Source organism: Kocuria sp. (assembly GCF_030530945.1).
In the GTDB taxonomy this organism is placed as follows: Bacteria; Actinomycetota; Actinomycetes; order Actinomycetales; family Micrococcaceae; genus Kocuria.
The window spans coordinates 93,038-110,093 of record NZ_JAUMTZ010000002.1; the positions used below are offsets into that span (position 1 = coordinate 93,038).

The 17,056-nt window shown below is 73.5% G+C and carries 10 protein-coding genes and 1 tRNA gene; 7 read left to right on the forward strand and 4 right to left on the reverse strand.

The genetic code is table 11. The features are described from left to right. The first annotated feature begins 39 nt into the window (after nt 1-39). Genes Q4A22_RS02875 through Q4A22_RS02890 form a run of 4 tightly spaced genes read left to right on the forward strand, consistent with a single transcriptional unit; the run spans nt 40 to nt 8,169 of the window. Nucleotides 40-1,518 (forward strand): pyridoxal-dependent decarboxylase, encoded by a 1,479-nt coding sequence (locus Q4A22_RS02875; RefSeq protein WP_303177074.1) that lies wholly within the window; start codon nt 40-42, stop codon nt 1,516-1,518. Next, nucleotides 1,515-3,476, forward strand: a complete 1,962-nt coding sequence (locus Q4A22_RS02880; protein ID WP_303177076.1) for a GNAT family N-acetyltransferase — start codon at nt 1,515-1,517, stop codon at nt 3,474-3,476. The genes Q4A22_RS02875 and Q4A22_RS02880 overlap by 4 nt, the downstream gene beginning before the upstream one ends. Beyond that, complete coding sequence (locus Q4A22_RS02885) at nt 3,473-5,326, forward strand: IucA/IucC family siderophore biosynthesis protein (protein ID WP_303177078.1); 1,854 nt, start codon at nt 3,473-3,475, stop codon at nt 5,324-5,326. Before Q4A22_RS02880 ends, Q4A22_RS02885 begins: the two co-directional genes overlap by 4 nt. Next, entirely contained in the window at nt 5,323-8,169 is a 2,847-nt protein-coding gene (locus tag Q4A22_RS02890) for a GNAT family N-acetyltransferase (RefSeq protein ID WP_303177080.1), read from the forward strand. The genes Q4A22_RS02885 and Q4A22_RS02890 overlap by 4 nt, the downstream gene beginning before the upstream one ends. A gap of 87 nt (nt 8,170-8,256) precedes the next feature. On the opposite strand, the gene ettA is transcribed toward Q4A22_RS02890, so the two are convergent. Then, nucleotides 8,257-9,939 (reverse strand): energy-dependent translational throttle protein EttA, encoded by a 1,683-nt coding sequence (gene ettA / locus Q4A22_RS02895; RefSeq protein ID WP_303177082.1) that lies wholly within the window; start codon nt 9,937-9,939, stop codon nt 8,257-8,259. Between the two features lie 158 nt (nt 9,940-10,097). After that, nucleotides 10,098-10,793: a single-stranded DNA-binding protein gene (locus tag Q4A22_RS02900; protein WP_303177083.1), complete on the reverse strand. Its 696-nt coding sequence runs from the start codon at nt 10,791-10,793 to the stop codon at nt 10,098-10,100. A 270-nt stretch (nt 10,794-11,063) separates the two neighbouring features. Here Q4A22_RS02900 and Q4A22_RS02905 point away from each other — a divergent pair. Together Q4A22_RS02905 and Q4A22_RS02910 are read left to right on the forward strand one after the other, a co-directional pair. After that, nucleotides 11,064-11,139: transfer RNA gene (locus Q4A22_RS02905), tRNA-Arg, on the forward strand. 192 nt (nt 11,140-11,331) lie between these two features. After that, nucleotides 11,332-11,553, forward strand: coding sequence for a hypothetical protein (locus tag Q4A22_RS02910; protein ID WP_303177085.1), 222 nt, complete (start codon nt 11,332-11,334; stop codon nt 11,551-11,553). 27 nt (nt 11,554-11,580) lie between these two features. Here Q4A22_RS02910 and Q4A22_RS02915 read toward each other — a convergent pair whose 3' ends face one another. Together Q4A22_RS02915 and Q4A22_RS02920 are read right to left on the reverse strand one after the other, a co-directional pair. Next, nucleotides 11,581-14,652, reverse strand: a complete 3,072-nt coding sequence (locus Q4A22_RS02915) for a bifunctional [glutamine synthetase] adenylyltransferase/[glutamine synthetase]-adenylyl-L-tyrosine phosphorylase (RefSeq protein ID WP_303177087.1) — start codon at nt 14,650-14,652, stop codon at nt 11,581-11,583. Between the two features lie 8 nt (nt 14,653-14,660). Then, nucleotides 14,661-16,004: a glutamine synthetase family protein gene (locus Q4A22_RS02920; RefSeq protein ID WP_303177088.1), complete on the reverse strand. Its 1,344-nt coding sequence runs from the start codon at nt 16,002-16,004 to the stop codon at nt 14,661-14,663. Nucleotides 16,005-16,192: 188 nt separating this feature from the next. On the opposite strand from Q4A22_RS02920, the gene panB reads away from it, so the two are divergent. Further along, complete coding sequence (gene panB, locus Q4A22_RS02925) at nt 16,193-17,047, forward strand: 3-methyl-2-oxobutanoate hydroxymethyltransferase (protein ID WP_303177089.1); 855 nt, start codon at nt 16,193-16,195, stop codon at nt 17,045-17,047. The last annotated feature ends 9 nt before the right edge of the window (nt 17,048-17,056 follow it).

Sequence of the window (17,056 nt, forward strand, 5' to 3'; positions counted from 1 at the left end):
GCGTCATCGAGTGCACCCGACGGAAAGAGGCCATCGCTGATGAGTTCACCCCTGCTCCACCAGGACACCGTCGCGGATCTCATGCGGGACGTCACCGCGGCCACGGCCGCAGGCGCCGCCCGCGTGGCCACCGCGCGGCAACCCCATGTGCCGGCCACCCACGAGGAGATGGCGAGCGCGGTGTCGGACATCGACCTGGATGCGCCCCTGGGGGACTTCGAGTCCACCGTGGACGAGCTGGACAGGACGTGGCTGCGCCACGCCGTGTGGTTCCACCACCCGAAGACCCTGGCGCACCTGAACTGTCCGGTGGCGGTCCCGGCGGTCGCCGCCGAGACCCTCGCCGCCACCGTGAACGTGTCCATGGACACCTGGGACCAGTCCAAGGCGGCCACCGCGATCGAGCGGGCGCTGCTGTCCTGGACGGCGGGACGCATCGGCTTCCCGGCGGGGGCGGACGGCATGTTCACCCCGGGCGGGACCACCTCCAACCTGCAGGCGCTGATGCTCGCCCGGGACGAGTGCCTGGAGGCGAGCGGCCGGGAGCCGGGGGCGGCCCCGCGACCGGTGCGGGCGGCGTCGTTGCGCATCCTGGCCGGAGCGGAGGGCCACTTCTCCGTGGTCACGGCCGCGCGGATCCTGGGCCTGGACGACGACAGTGTGATCCCGGTGCCGGTCGAGGCGGACGGCTCGGTCTCCGTGCCCGCGCTGGAGCGCGCGGTCGCGGACCTCGCGGCGCAGGGGCTGACCCCCATGGCCGTGGTGGCCACCGCTGGAACCACGGACCGCGGGGCAGTGGACCCGCTGCCGCGCCTGGCCGAGCTGTGCGAGGAGCACGGGATCTGGCTGCACGTGGACGCGGCCTACGGGGGCGGGCTGCTGGTCTCCCCGGCGCACCGGGACCGGCTGGCCGGGATCGAGCGGGCGGACTCCGTGACCGTGGACTACCACAAGACGTGGTTCCAGCCCGTGAGCTGCTCGGCCGTGGTGGTGCGGGACGGACGCACCCTGCGCCACTGCACGCACCACGCCGCGTACCTGAACCCGGCGGACACTCCCGAGCCCAACCAGGTGGACCGCTCGTTGCAGACCACCCGGCGCTTCGACGCCCTGAAGCTGTGGGTCACGCTGCGCACGGTGGGACCCGACGGGATCGGGGAGCTGCTCGACGCCGTCATCGACCTCGCCGCCCGCGTGGCGGCGGACCTCCGTGCGGACCCCCGCTTCGAGCTCGTGTGCGAGCCGTCGCTGAGCACCGTGCTGTTCCGGTGGCTGCCACCCGCCCACGAGGACGGCCCCGCGGACCCTGACCCGTGGGTGCGGGCGGTCCGCCGCGCCGTGTGGGACACCGGGCGCGCCACCGTGGCCGAGACCGTGGTGGCCGGGCGTCCGTGCCTGAAGCTGACCCTCCTCAACCCCACGACCACCCTGCAGGACGTCCGGGACGTCCTGGACCTGGTCCACCGGACCGCCATGTCAGTGACCGCCCGCGAGAGCACCGGAAAGGCCTGCGCATGAACCACCTCGACGCCGCCACTGCCCGCCCCGAGAACCCCGCCGCCGCGGTGGACCGCGGCGCCCCCGACGCCCCCCTGGACCTGCTGTGCGTGGGCGTGGGCCCCTTCGGCCTGGGGCTGGCGTGCCTCGCGGATCCCCTGGCGGACGTGCGCGCCGCGTTCCTGGACGCCGCGAGCGGCTTCGACTGGCACCCCGGCCTGCTCTTCGAGGACGCGACCCTGCAGGTCCCGTTCCTGGCGGACCTCGTGACCATGGCCGACCCCACCTCACGGTTCTCCTTCCTGCAGTGGCTGAAGGAGACCGGGGAGCTGTACCCGTTCTACGTGCGCGAGTCCTTCTACCCCCTGCGCCGCGACTACAACGCCTACTGCCGGTGGGCCGCCGAGCGTGTCCGGGGCCTGCACTGGGACCACCGCGTGCTCGGGGTCGCCCGTCCCGCGGGTGAGGGTCCGTGGTGCGTCACCTCCCGGTCCGGCGGAGCCGAGCACACCTGGTGGACGCGCCACCTCGTGGTGGGCACCGGCACCGTGCCCAGCGTCCCGGGGGCGCTCGCGGGAGTCTCCGCGCGGACCCTGCACGCCAGCGAGTACCTCGCCCGCCGGGAGGAGCTGCTGGGCCGGGAGCACGTCACGGTGATCGGCTCCGGCCAGTCCGCCGCCGAGGTGTTCCTGGACCTGATCTCGGCGCCGGACGCACCCGCCGTGGACTGGATCACCCGCTCCCCGCGGTTCTACCCCATGGAGTACTCCAAGCTCAGCCTGGAGCTGACCTCCCCGGACTACCTGGACCACTTCCGCGCGCTGCCCGAGGCGGAGCGGGACCGGCTCAACGCCTCCCAGCCGCAGCTGCACCGCGGGATCTCGGACGACACCGTGGACGCCATCCACGAGGCCCTCTACGTCCGCCGCCACCAGGACGCCGCCCCCGTGCGGATCGTGCCCGCCACAGAGCTCACGGACGCCTGGACCGAGCGCGGACGCACCGTGCTGCGCTGGCGCAACACCGAGAACCACACGGTGCGCGAGACCGTCACGGACGCCGTGGTGGCGGCCACCGGGTACCGGCCCGCCTCCCTGGACTGGCTCGAGCCCGTCGCGGAGCAGCTCCACCTGGACGGCGCCGGGCGGCTCAGTCCCGACCGGCTGCACCGGGCGAGCGCGGACGGCACCGTGCACGTGCTCAACCACGGCGAGCACACCCACGCGCTCACCGCCCCGGACCTCGGCATGGGCGCGCTGCGCAACGCCCACGTGCTGGCCCACGTCACGCGCCGCGCCCCGTATGCGACCGAGGCGCACACCACGTTCCAGAGCTTCGGGCGCATCCCGCAGGCCAGCACGGTCCCGCGGCTGGATCCCGGCGCCGTGCACGACGGCGCGGTGCGGGTCAGCGCGCAGGGGCGCACCTTCACGCTGCGCCCGGTGGATCCCGAGGGGGACCTCGCGCTGCTGCACGGCTGGCTGAGCGCCCCGCGCGCCCACGCCTGGGAGCTGGTGGGCGCGGCCCCCGAGGAGGTGCTCGCGGAGTACCGCCGCATGGCCGGCACGGACGGTGAGGACGCCTGGATCGTGAGTGAGAACGGCACCCCGCTGGCCCTGCTGGAGACCTACGACCCCGCGCGCAGCCCGCTGGCCGCGGTGTGGCCCGTGCGCGACGGCGACGCCGGGCTCCACCTCTTCGTGGCACCGGCCGACTCCCCCGTGCCCGGCACCACCAGGGCCGTGATGGCCGCGGCCCTGCGGTTCCTGTGGTCCGACCCCGCCGTGCAGCGTGTGCTCGTGGAGCCGGACGTGCGCAACGAGCGGATCCGCGCCATCAACCGCTGGGCCGGGTTCCGCGAGGTCGGCGAGTGCACCCTGCCGGAGAAGACGGCGTGCGTGAGCGTCGTCGAACGCCCCGCCGAGGAGGGCGCCGGAACCCGCTCGGCCGCAACGACCACCACGGAGGTGACCCGATGACCGCCCAGAGCACCCACCACGAGAACCGGGCGCGAGCCACGGCGGCGGGGACCGCGCCGTCGTCCGCACCGCGCCCCACCGCGGCCCCGGCACTGGACCCCGAGGACTCGCGCGCCCTGCAGCGGGACGTGCTCGCCAAGATGTTCTCCGAGTTCAGCCACGAGCGCATGCTCCACCCCGAGCCCTCGGGCGAGGGCTGGACCGTCGCGGACGCGGCGGGAACGCCGTGCTGGTACTTCGAGGCCACGCGCCACCCCCTCGAGCACTGGGAAGTGGACCCGGCGTCCGTGCGCCGGATCGCCCCGGACGGGACCGGCTCCGAGCCGGACGCGCAGCAGGCCGTCCTGGACCTGAAGGAGGCCCTGGGGCTCGACGACGCGGTGCTGCCCCTGTACCTGGAGGACCTCTCCGCAACCATGTTCTCCATGGCGCAGCGCCGTGCGGCCCCGGCCCCGAGCGCGGCCGAGCTCGCCCACGCGCAGCTGCCGGAGGTCGAGCGCTTCCTGGACCGCGGACACCCCGGCTTCGTGGCGAGCTCCGGGCGCGTGGGCATGGGCGCCGCCGAGCAGGAGGCGTGGGCGCCGGAGGCCGCGGCACCCACCCGGCTCACGTGGCTGGCCGTGCGGCGGTCCCTGTGCACGGTGTCCCTCGGGGAGCACCTCACGGACCGCGAGCACATGGACCGTCACCTCACGGACGGCGAGCGCGAGCTGTTCCGTGACGCGGTGCGGGCCGCCGCGGAGGACCCGGACGAGTACACCGTGGTCCCGGTGCACCCGTGGCAGTGGGAGCACCGCATCCTGCCCGGAATGCTCCCGGACGTGCTGCGCCGGGACCTGGTGCTGGTGGGTCAGGGGGAGCACGAGTGGCGCGCCCAGCAGTCCCTGCGCACGTTCCTGGACGTGAGCGACCCGCGCCGGGACTACGCCAAGACCGCGATGGGCGTGCACAGCATGGGGTTCCTGCGCGGGCTCTCCCCCCACTACATGGCCACGATGCCCGCGATCAGCGACTGGCTGCACGGGATCGTCCGGTCGGACGAGCTGCTGGGTGAACGGGGCATCCGCGTGCTGCGCGAGCACGCCGCGGTGGGCTACACCGGGGACGCCCACCACCGCAGCGGGGTGGCCTCCGACCACACCAAGCAGCTCGCGGCCCTGTGGCGCGAGTCCCCGCTGGCCCTGCTGGAGCCGGGGGAGCACGCGGCGAGCCTGGCCGGTGTGCTGCACACCGATCGCTCCGGGTGCCCGCTGGTCGGCGCGTGGATCGAGCGCTCCGGGGTCTCGGCCACCGAGTGGGTCACCGCGCTGCTGAACGTCTACCTGGTGCCCGTGGCGCACCTGCTGCTGTCCCAGGACACCGCCCTCATGCCCCACAGCGAGAACGTGATCCTGCGGCTGCGGGACGGTCTGCCCGTGGGTGCGTTCTGGAAGGACATCGGTGAGGAGGTCGCCGTTCTCAGCGACCGTCCCCTGCCCCGGGGCATGGAGCGCATCCGCGCCGTCACGGAACCGGAGGAGCGTGAGCTGTCCATCCACACGGACGTCCTGGACGGCGTGCTGCGCCACCTCGCCGTGCTGCTGCACACCACGGGCGTGCTGGACGAGCGGGAGTTCTGGCGCCTCGCGGCCCGCGCGCTGGACGAGCACCGGCAGCGCTTCCCGCAGCACTGGCGTGAGCTGGACCTCTTCCGGGGGACCTTCGCCCACTCCTGCCTGAACCGGCTGCAGCTGCGCAACCCCCAGAAGATGGTGGACCTCGCGGACCAGTCCTCCTCCCTGGTCTACGCCGGCCGCCTGGAGAACCCCCTGGCCTCGTTCCGCCCCGCACCCAGGGACGGCGCGCTGTGACCACCGGGCCCGGATGGCGGCTGTTCCGCGACCCAGCGGGCGTCCCGCACGTGCAGGCGGAGAACCTCTCGGCGCTCGCTCACGGCCACGGGTACGTCACCGGCCTGGACCGCGCGTGGTACGCGGAGGTGCTGCGCCGTCGGGCCGAGGCCCGATCCGCGGAGCTCGTGGGGCCGGAGGCGTTCGACGGGGACCAGCTGAGCCTGGCCGCGGACGTGGTGGGCACGGCGCGGCGGTGGTGGCAGGCGGCGTCGTCCGAGGACCGGGAGTTCCTCGCCGCCTACGCCCGCGGGATCAGCGCCGCCCTGGCCGAGGTGTGGGAGGGGACCCCAGAGGCGCGCGAGGCCGGTGTGGCGCACGAGCCCGTGCGCCCCTGGGACCCCTGGACCCCGCTGGCCGTCCACCTGGACGCGCACCTGCTCACGGGCAGCCTGCCGGAGCAGCTGTGGCGACGGCGCGTGCGTGCCCTCCTGGGCGAGGCGTGGCTCCCGGTCCTGGACGCCGAGTCCCCAGCGGCCGCGGGCTCCAACGCCTGGCTCGTGCCCGGGGAGCTGTCCGTCACGGGCTCCCCGCTGCTCGCGGCGGACCCGCACCGGCTCGTGGAGGAGTCCGGGCCCTACCAGCCGGTGTGCCTGTCCACCCCGCGGCTGCGCGTGCGCGGTCTCGCCCTCGTGGGCCTGCCCGGGGTGCCGCACTTCGGGCGCACCGAGTCCGCGGCCTGGGCCATCACGGCGGCCATGACGGTGACCGAGCGGGTCACGGAGGTCCCGGTCGAGAACCGGCACGGCACCTGGGTGCTCACCCGCACCGGCGAGGCGCTGGAACGCCACCGGGCCGTGCTCCGGGCACGCGACGGCGTGGAGCGCACCTGCTCGGTGTGGCGCTGCGCGGCGGGCTTCGTGCTCCCGGGCGTCCCCGAGCACGAGGCGCTGCTCGACGCCGCCGCCCACGGCTCCACCGCGCGCGTCACCGTGGTGAGCCCGGCCCCCGTGGCCGATCCCGCCCGGGCGTTCGCCGCGTGCCGGGAGAGCCTCGAGGCGCGCACCGCGGACGACGTGGTGGCCGCGTTCTCCGGATGGGCGGTGCCGTGCGACGACCTGCTCGCCGCGGACGCCCACGGCGCGTGCCGCAACGCCGTGGCCGGAGCGTTCCTGGGCACCCCCGAGCCCCCGCGGGCCCTGGACGCGATCACCGTGCGCGCCAACCAGCGCCCCACAGCCCCGGCCGCCTCGGCCTCCCGCCTGGCGTGCGCGTCCCCGCACCGGGCACGGCGCGCGGCGCAGCTGCTGGAGGAGGCCGTGGCCGCCCACGGCGTCGTGCGCCACGAGGACCTGCTGGCCGCCCAGCTGGACACCGCCGCACCCCACTGGCCCCCGCTGCTGCGGCGGCTGCTGGGCGAGGCGTCCTGCGAGCGGGAGTCCTCCGGGGCCGGCACCCCGGACGCACCCGACACGGCGCGGAACCCAGGGCGCACGGCTGCGGCAGACGCAGCACCCCCGGCCGTCTCCCCCGCGGCCGCGCGGGCGCGGGAGCACCTGCTCGCCTGGGACGGGAGCATGGCGGCGGACTCCACGGGTGCCTCCTGGTTCGCGGTGTGGCGCGAGGCCCTCGTGCGCGAGCTCGTGGCGCACACCGCGCTCCGCGCACTGGACGCTCCCACGGGCATGCCCACCGTGTGGGACCCCTTCCTGCACGGCGTGGGACGCGTGGGTCTCGCGGTCGAGAACGTGATCCGCTGCGGGCCGGCACTGGGCGTGGACGTGACCGGGTGCGCGCTGGCCGCCCTCGACCGGGTGGCCGAGGAGCACCGCCTCGCGCTCCCGCCCAGCACCGGTCGCGACGAACCCGCCGCCCCGGTCTCGCCCCGGCCACGGCGGCACCGTGCCGACTGGTCGGACGACGCCGCTGCACCGGACTGTGCCCCCGCCACCTCCCCCTCGGGTGAGCCCACCCTGCCCGCGTGGGGTGTGCTGCACGCGTTCACCCCGTGGCGCAGCGACCCCGCCATGACCCCCGCGGACCCCGTGCCCGTAGGTGGGGACACCGACTGCCTGCTCGCGGCGGGGACCCTGCCGGGCGTGGGTCCCGCGTGCCTGCGGGTGCCCGCGGCCAGGGTGCTGTGGGACCTGGCGGACCCGGCGGCGTCGTGGTGGATCACCCCGGACCCCGTGGCCCGCGGCGAGAGCACGGAGGCCCCGGTGCACCGGTGGGCACGGGGCGAGACCGACCAGGCGCTGCCGTGGGTTCCCGCCGGTGCCGTGGGTCCGCTGGGGCGGACACTCGACCTGGGGGCGCTGCAGCTGCCCGAGGGCGGCTCCGAACCCGCCACGAGGGCCGCGCTGCGCCCGGTGGATCCGCGGCCGGACGCCGCTCTGCTCCACGAGTGGGTCAGCGCCCCGCGCGCACGGTTCTGGGGCATGGGAGGGCTCGGGTCGGAGCAGGTGCGGGAGGTCTACGAGTACCTTGCTGCCTCCCCCACGCACCACGCGTGGATCGTGGAGGTGAATGGGGAGCCCACCGGCCTGTTCCAGACCTACGAGCCGCACGCGGACCCGGTGGGTGCCGCCTACCGCGTGGAACCCGGGGACCTCGGGATCCACGTGCTGCTCGCGCCGACGGGGCGTCCCCGGCGTGGGCTCACCGGTGCCCTGGGCCGCGCGGTCCTGGAGCAGGTGGCCCGCCACGGCACCACCTGGCGGATCGTGGCCGAGCCGGACGTCTCCAACGACCGGGCACTGGAGCGGGCGGCCGCCACGGGGTTCGAGCTGGGCCCCGCCATCGAGCTGCCGGGCAAGACGGGGCGGCTGGCCTTCCTGACCTTGCCGCCCGCCCGGGGTTCCTGACCCCACCAGCTACGACGACGCCCCCGGTCCCCGACTCGTGTCGGTGACCGGGGGCGTCGTGCGCTCCTGCCCGGAGAGGGAGGCCACTCAGTCGCGGGTGAGGCGGCGGTGCGCCAGGCGGTGCGGGCGCGCGGCGTCCGCACCGAGACGCTCGACCTTGTTCTCCTCGTACGACTCGAAGTTGCCCTCGAACCAGTACCAGTTGTCCGGGTGCTCCTCGGTGCCCTCCCACGCGAGGATGTGGGTGGCCACGCGGTCCAGGAACCACCGGTCGTGGGAGACCACCACGGCGCAGCCCGGGAAGTCCAGCAGCGCGTTCTCCAGGGAGCCGAGGGTCTCCACGTCGAGGTCGTTGGTGGGCTCGTCCAGCAGCAGCAGGTTGCCGCCCTGCTTCAGGGTCAGCGCCAGGTTCAGGCGGTTGCGCTCACCACCGGAGAGCACCCCGGCCTTCTTCTGCTGGTCCGGGCCCTTGAAGCCGAACGCGGACACGTACGCGCGGGAGGGCATCTCCACCTTGCCCACGTTGATGTAGTCCAGCCCGTCCGAGACGACCTCCCAGAGGGTCTTCTCCGGGTCCAGGTTCTCGCGGTTCTGGTCCACGTAGGAGATCTGGACGGAGTCGCCCACCCTGAGCTCGCCGCCGTCCAGCTCCTCCAGGCCCACGATGGTCTTGAACAGCGTGGACTTGCCCACGCCGTTGGGACCGATCACGCCCACGATGCCGTTGCGCGGCAGCGAGAACGAGAGGCCGTCGATCAGGGAGCGGTCCCCGAAGCCCTTCTTCAGGTCGTTGGCCTCGATCACCTGGTTGCCCAGGCGCGGTCCCGGCGGGATCTGGATCTCCTCGAAGTCCAGCTTCCTGGTCTTCTCCGCCTCCGCGGCCATCTCCTCGTAGCGCGCCAGACGCGACTTGGACTTGGTCTGGCGGCCCTTGGCGTTGGAGCGCACCCACTCGAGCTCGTCCTTCAACCGCTTGGCCTGCTTGGCGTCCTTCTTGCCCTGGACCTCCATGCGCTTGGCCTTGGTGTCCAGGTACGTGGAGTAGTTGCCCTCGTAGGGGTACAGCCGCCCACGGTCCACCTCGCAGATCCACTCCGCCACGTGGTCCAGGAAGTACCGGTCGTGGGTCACGGCCAGCACGGCGCCCGGGTAGCTCGCGAGGTGCTGCTCGAGCCACAGCACGGACTCGGCGTCCAGGTGGTTGGTGGGCTCGTCCAGCAGCAGCAGGTCCGGCTTCTCCAGCAGCAGCTTGCACAGCGCCACGCGGCGGCGCTCACCACCGGAGAGCACCTTCACATCGGCGTCCGGCGGGGGGCAGCGCAGTGCGTCCATGGCCTGCTCCAGCTGGGAGTCGAGGTCCCACGCGTTCGCCGCGTCGATCTCCTCCTGCAGCTTGCCCATCTCCTCCATGAGGGCATCGAAGTCCGCGTCCGGCTCGGCCATCTCCGCGGAGATCTCGTTGAAGCGGTCGAGCTTGGCCTTGATCTCGCCCACGCCCTCCTCCACGTTGCCGAGGACGGTCTTCTCCTCGTTCAGCGGCGGCTCCTGCAGCAGGATCCCCACCGAGTAGCCCGGGCTCAGGCGCGCCTCGCCGTTGGAGGGCTGGTCCAGCCCCGCCATGATCTTGAGGATGGTCGACTTTCCCGCGCCGTTGGGTCCCACGACGCCGATCTTGGCGCCCGGGAAGAACGACATGGTGACGTCGTCCAGGATGACCTTGTCGCCCACCTTCTTGCGGGCCTTGTTCATGGTGTAGATAAATTCCGCCATGCCCTCCAGGCTACCGCCCCGCCGCCGGGCCGGGGGCCACACCAGAACCGTGAGACCAGCCGGGGTGAGACCACACCAGGGGACGCCGCCGCGGCGGCGAGGACACCCCGGGCCGGGGCGTCCTCGCCCGGAGCCCACAGCCTGCGGGCCGTCGGCGCTCAGCGCGCGGCCGCGACCGGCGCGCGGTCCTCGTCAAGCCGGACGGCGTCGTCCTCCTCGGCGGTATGCTCAGCGGCGTCCTGGGCGCGCTCGGCACCGGGACCCGTGTCCTGGCCGGTGCCGGTGAGGTTCCGGAAGGTGTCGTCGTCCCCGGCCACCGCGAGCACCGCCCCGGACTCCAGGTCCACGAAGCTCTCCTCCTCCAGCCCGAGCGCCTGGGAGCTGCGGTATCGCTGCTCGGAGGCTCCGCGCTCGACGCCGTTCCCCTCCCCCGCGCCCCGCTCGCCGTCCGAACTCGCGTCCCGGGCGCCGTCGCCGGCCTCCGCGCGCTGGGAGCGGCCGCCGGAGCGGGAGAAGTTGGCGGTGCCGAAGCTGAGGTCGTGACCCACCGCGGTGGCGTCCACCTGCACGACCGTGCGGGGCCCGGTCTCCGACTGCCACTCGTTGATGCCCAGCTTGCCGGTGACCACCACGGGGTGCCCGCAGCGCACGCTCGCCATGACGTGCATGGCAAGCGCCCGGAAGCACCGCACGGTGTACCAGTTGGTGGACGTGTCGTGCCACGAGTTGGTGGCGGCGTCGAACCGGCGGGTGGTGGTGGCCAGCCGGAACCGGGCGACCATCGTGCCGTCCTCGAACAGCCGGGACTCCGGATCCTTGCCCACGAATCCGCGGAGGGTGATGTGCTCGCTCATGAGGTGCTCCTGGTGTCTGCTCGCCCGGGAGGGTCACGGTCTGCGAATCCGCAGCCGGTCGCAACGGGCGAGGGATGGGCCCCGGTGCGGGGTGCTCCCACTGTGCTCTGCACGGGCCCCGGCCGCGCGGCAGGAAGCGGATCCGGGGAGGCCGAGGTGCGGGGCGGCGTCGTGCGCGTGCCTGGGGAGGGCGCACCGCACGGGAGACGCGCGGGACAGGGCCGCCGGGCGGTGGCACGGCGGCGTTGCTACAGTGGGTCCTCGTTGCCCGCCCCAGTAGCTCAGTGGATAGAGCAGGAGCCTTCTAATCTCTTGGTCGGGGGTTCGACTCCCTCCTGGGGCACCACAGGACACCCGGTCAGCGCGGGCCGGCACCCGGCGCACTGCAATGGAACCGGGCGCCGGGGCGCACGCCGGTCGCAGGCGCCCGTGGCGTCACGGCAGGCGGTGCTCAGTACGCTTCGAAACGGCCGATCTGTGTGAGACTGCAGACACGAGGTCCCACCAGCCAACCGATCCCGACACCAGGAGGAGAAGCATGAGCAACCGGAACGAGCCGAACCCCCGGAAGGGCTACATGAGCCGCCGCACCGCGCTGATCGTGGCGAGCGTGGTCGCGCTCGTCATCGTGCTGTTCTTCGTGGTCATGAGCATCAGCACGCTCAGCACCACGCCCACGCCGGAGGACACGCCGCGCGATGCCACGGTGTCCCCCAGCACGAGTGCCTCGCCCCTGCCCTCGGCCTCCGAGCACTCCTAGTCCCGCGGGGCGCGCTGCCCGGCCCGCTCACCGCCCGTAGAACAGGCGCTCGAACACCGCGCGGGACTGCCGGGTGATCCGCAGGTAGTCCTCCTCCAGCTGGGTGGCGGATCCGGGCTCGTAGCCGATCCACCGTGCCACGGCCTCGAGGTCCGCGCGCCGGGAGGGCACGGAGTCCGAGGCGCGGCCCGAGCGCAGCACGTTGCCGTTGCGGATGTCCGTGGCGAGCTTCCAGGCGCGCTCCAGCACGGAGGCGTCCTCGGGACCCACGAGCTCTGCGGCCACGGCGGCGTGCAGCGCGGCCAGGGTGGAGGTGGTGCGCAGCTCGGGCACATCGTGGGCGTGGCGCAGCTGCAGCAGCTGCACCAGCCACTCCACGTCCGAGAGTCCGCCGCGGCCCAGCTTCACCTGACGCAGGGGGTCCGCGCCGCGCGGCATGCGCTCACTCTCCACGCGGGCCTTCATCCGCCGGACGTCCACGAGCTGACGCTCCGTGAACTCCGCCGGGTAGCGGTAGCGGTCCACCACGCGGAAGAACGCCTGGGCGACCTCCTCGGAACCGGCCATGTAGCGCGCCCGGGTGAGCGCCTGGGCCTCCCAGGTCTCACCCCACCGCTCGTAGTACTCGGCGTAGGAGGCCACCGAGCGCACCCGGGCGCCGGAGCGGCCCTCCGGGCGCAGGTCGTTGTCGATCTCCAGGACCCGTTCGGCCACCACCGGCGGCGTGCAGGGCTGCTTGAGCAGCTTCACCATGCGCGTCAGCACGTCCTCGGCCGCGGTGCGCGCCTCGTCCGCCTCGGCGCCCTCTACCGGTTCGTAGGCGTACATCACGTCCGCGTCGGAGCCGAAGCCGATCTCCCGTCCGCCCTGGCGCCCCATGGCGACCACGAGCACACGCGCCGGCACCGGCCCGTCGTGCTCGGCCTCCCAGTCGCGGCGGGCCAGGTGCAGCGCGGCCATGACGGTGGCCTGGTCCACGTCGGAGAGACCCGCCACGGTGGTCTCCACGTCTGCGACGCCGCTCGTGTCCGCGAGCGCGATCCGCAGCTGCTCCCGCCGACGGATCTGGCGGACGGCTCGGATGGCCTCCCGCGAGTCCCGGTGGCGGGTGAGCTGCGAGCGCATCTCGGTGCCGAGCTCCTCCAGGGAGCGGGTGGCCAGCTGGGAGTCGTCCCCGAGCCAGGCGGTGGCCTCCGGAGAGACCTCCAGCAGGTCGGAGACGTAGCGAGAGCTGGAGAGGATGTGGCACAGCCGTTCCGCCGCGGCGTTCGAGTCCCGCAGCATGCGCAGGAACCACGGCGTGGTGCCCAGGGACTCGCACACCCGGCGCAGGTTGAGCAGCCCGGCGTCCGGGTCCACTCCCTCGGCCAGCCAGTCCAGCAGCACGGGCAGCAGGGTGCGCAGGATCTCGGCACGGCGGCTCACCCCGCGGGACAGCGCCTCGATGTGGCGCATCGCAGCCCTGGTGTCCTGGTAGCCGAGCGCCGCCAGCCGGTCCCGGGCGGAGTCGGTGGTGAGGGTGGTGTCCGCGGGGGCGTTGGCCAGGGCGGCGAGCATGGGGCGGTAGAAGATCCGCTCGTGCATCGAGCGCACGCTGCGCTTGACCGCGGTCCACTCGTCCACGAGCCGCTGGGCGGTGGGGTGGGAGGACTCCGCGGCGCCGTCCACGGAGCGGGCCACCACCGCCAGCTCCCGCTCGTCACGGGGCATCAGGTGGGTGCGGCGCAGGCGGAACAGCTGGATCCGGTGCTCCAGGAGCCGCAGCCAGCGGTAGTTGCGCCCGAACTCCTCGGCATCCTTGCGCCCGATGTACCCGCCGGAGGACAGCGCCGTGAGGGAGTCGGTGGTGGCGCGGGTGCGCACGGTCTCATCGCCGCGCCCGTGCACGAGCTGCAGCAGCTGCACCGTGAACTCCACGTCCCGCAGCCCGCCCGGTCCGAGCTTGATCTGCCGGTCGCGGTCCTCGGCCGGGATGTTCTCCGTGACCCGGCGGCGCATGGCCTGCACCGACTCCACGAAGCCCTCGCGCTCGGCGGAGGACCAGATGAACGGAGCCACGGCGTCCTCGTAGCGCTCCCCCAGCTCGCGGTCCCCCGCGATGCACCGGGCCTTCAGCAGCGCCTGGAACTCCCAGGACTTGGCCCAGCGTTTGTAGTAGCGCACGTGCGAGTCCAGGGTGCGCACCAGCGGGCCGTCCTTGCCCTCCGGGCGCAGGTTCGCGTCCACCTCCCACAGCGCGGGCTCGGGACCGGGTGCCATCACCGCCTGGGCGAGCTGGTGGGCCAGCTCGGTGGCGATCTCCGTGGCCGTGCTCTCGTCCGGGACCTCGCCCGCGCCCGCCGCCCGGGTCTCCATGACGTAGACCACGTCCACGTCCGAGATGTAGTTCAGCTCGCGGGCCCCGCACTTGCCCATGCCGATCACCGCCAGGCGCACCTGCTCCACCAGGGCGGCGTCCCAGCGCTCGTGCGCCTGGGCCCGAGCCACCGCGAGCCCGGCCTCCAGAGCGGCCCCGGCGAGGTCCGCGAGCTGGCGCCCCACGGCGGGCATGTACTCCACCGGGTCCAGGGCGCCCACGTCCCGCACCGCCACGCGGGTCAGTCCGCGGCGGTAGGCGGTGCGCAAGGCCCGGTGCGCGTCCGCCCCGCGGACGGTGGCCACCGGGGTGTCCGCGTCCGGGTCAGCGCCCACGGACTCCAGCAGGGCCCGGCGCAGCGCCTCGGGCTGGTCCGCTCCGGGGTGGTCCTCGGGTCGGACGTCCAGCAGGTCGAGGTTCTCCGGCGCGCGCAGGAGGAACTCCCCGAGCGCCTCGGAGGCGCCCAGCAGCCGGAACATGGTCTCCGAGTCCGCGGGGTTCCCGTTGACGCGGCGCGCGAGCTCCGGGTGCTGCTCGCTCAGCCGCACCAGCAGCTGCAGGGCCACGTCCGGCGACGCCGCGTGGCCCAGTCCCGTGAGCAGGGCGGACGTGTCCACGTCGTCGAGCTCGCGGAACCCCAGCCAGCGGCGGGCGTTGGTCACGTCCGCGAAACCGGTGGAGATCAGCTGCTTCGCGGAGATCTTCTCGGCGCGCTCCTTCGCGGTGCCCCCCGTCCCACTCACGGGCGGCACTACAGGATGCCCAGGTTGGTGCGCAGCTCGTACGGGGAGACCTCCTGGCGGTACTGGTCCCAGTCGCGGCGCTTGTTGGCCAGGAAGTACTCGAAGACCTGCTCCCCCAGCAGCTCGGCCATGAACTCGGAGTCCTCCGTGAGGCCCACGGCGTCATGCAGGCTCGAGGGCAGCGGCTTGTGGCCCACCGCCCGCCGCTCGGCGCTGCTCATGGAGAAGACGTCCTCCGTCTCCACCGGGGGCAGCTCGTACTCGTTCTCGATGCCCTTCAGCCCCGCCCCGATCAGCGCGGCGTAGGACAGGTACGGGTTGGTGGCGGAGTCGATGCCGCGGTACTCGATGCGCGAGGACTGCACCTTGTCCGGCTTGTAGAGCGGCACGCGCACCAGCGCGGAGCGGTTGTTGTGCCCCCAGGACATGTAGGACGGCGCCTCGTCCCCGGCCCACAGCCGCTTGTAGGAGTTCACGAACTGGTTGGTCACGGACGTGAACTCGGGGGCGTGGCGCAGTAGCCCCGCGATGAAGTGCCGTCCGGTGTCCGAGAGCCGGAACTCGGCCCCGGCCTCGTAGAACGCGTTGGTGTCCCCCTCGAAGAGCGAGAAGTGGGTGTGCATCCCGGACCCGGGGTGGCGGGAGAACGGCTTGGGCATGAACGTGGCGTAGATCCCCTGGGACAGGGCCACCTCGCGGATCACCGTGCGGAACGTCATGATGTTGTCCGCGGTCTGCAGGGCGTCCGCGTAGCGCAGGTCGATCTCGTTCTGGCCCGGCCCGGCCTCGTGGTGGGAGAACTCCACGGAGATCCCCACGGCCTCGAGCATGCTGACCGCGCGGCGCCGGAAGTCCTGGACCACCCCGCCCGGGACGTGGTCGAAGTAGCCCTCGTAGTCCACGGGCACGGGTTCCCCGGTGCCCGGGTCCAGCTCCGGAGAGCGCAGCAGGTAGAACTCGATCTCGGGGGCGGTGTAGCACGTGAACCCCATGTCCGAGGCCTTGGCCAGCACCCGCTTCAGCACACCCCGGGGATCCGCCGCGGAGGGCTCGCCGTCCGGGGTCTTGAGGTCGCAGAACATGCGGGACGTGGGCTCCTCCTCCCCGCGCCACGGCAGCAGCTGGAAGGTGGAGGGGTCCGGCTGCAGGAGCATGTCGGACTCGAACACGCGCGAGAGCCCCTCGATGGAGGAGCCGTCGAAGCCGAGCCCCTCCTCGAACGCCGCCTCCACCTCGGCGGGCGCGAGCGCCACCGACTTCAGCGTGCCCACCACGTCCGTGAACCAGAGCCGCACGAAGCGCACGTCCCGGTCCTCGATGGTTCGGAGCACGAACTCCTGTTGACGGTCCACGGGTCCACCTCGGATTCCTCGGGGGTGCTGCACAGCGGGTCACGGGCCCTGTCCGGGTGCCTGCACCCGGCGGAGCCACGGCCCCACTGTATCCGCCCCGTCGGACACGCTCACCCGGCGACCCCCTGCGGTGCGGTGGGCGCGGCGGCGGCCCGGGCGGCGTCGTCGGGGGCCGCTACGCTGGGACGATGAACGATTCCCAGCCCACCCCCGGAGCCCCCGCGGCGCCCTCCCTGGCCGACGTCAAGCGCGTGCGCACCGTGCACCTGCAGCGCGCCAAGGACACCGGGGAGAAGTTCTCCATGCTCACGAGCTACGACGTGCTCACCGCCGGGATCTTCGACCGCGCCGGGGTGGACGTCCTGCTCGTGGGCGACTCCCTGGGCAGCACCGTGCTCGGCCACGACTCCACCCTGCCCGTGACGCTCGAGCACATGATCACCCTCGCGGCGGGCGTGGTGCGCGGAACCCGGCGTGCCATGGTGCTGGTGGACCTGCCGTTCGGCTCCTACGAGGAGTCGCCCGCGCAGGCAGTGCGCAGCGCGGTGCGCGTCATGAAGGAGTCCGGGGCGCACGCCGTGAAGATCGAGGCGGGCGCCGCGCTCGCCGAGCACGTGGCCGCGGTGGTGCGCGCGGGGATCCCCGTGATGGGCCACGTGGGCTTCACACCGCAGTCCGAGCACGCCCTGGGCGGCTTCCGGGTCCAGGGGCGCGGGGCCGCCGCCCAGCAGGTGCTGGCCGACGCCCGCGCCATGCAGGAGGCCGGGTGCTTCGGGGTGCTGCTCGAGATGGTGACCGTGGAAGCCGCGGCCACCGTGGAGGATGCGCTGGACGTGCCCACCGTGGGCATCGGCGCGGGTGGTGCGACCACGGGCCAGGTGCTCGTGTGGCAGGACATGCTGGGGCTGCGCACGGGCACCATGCCCCGCTTCGTCCGGCAGTACGCGCAGCTCGCGGAGATGGCGGGCGACGCCGTGTCCGAGTACGTGGCCGACGTCCGCTCGGGCGCATTCCCGGCCGAGGAGCACACGTACCGCGGGTGAGCACGACGC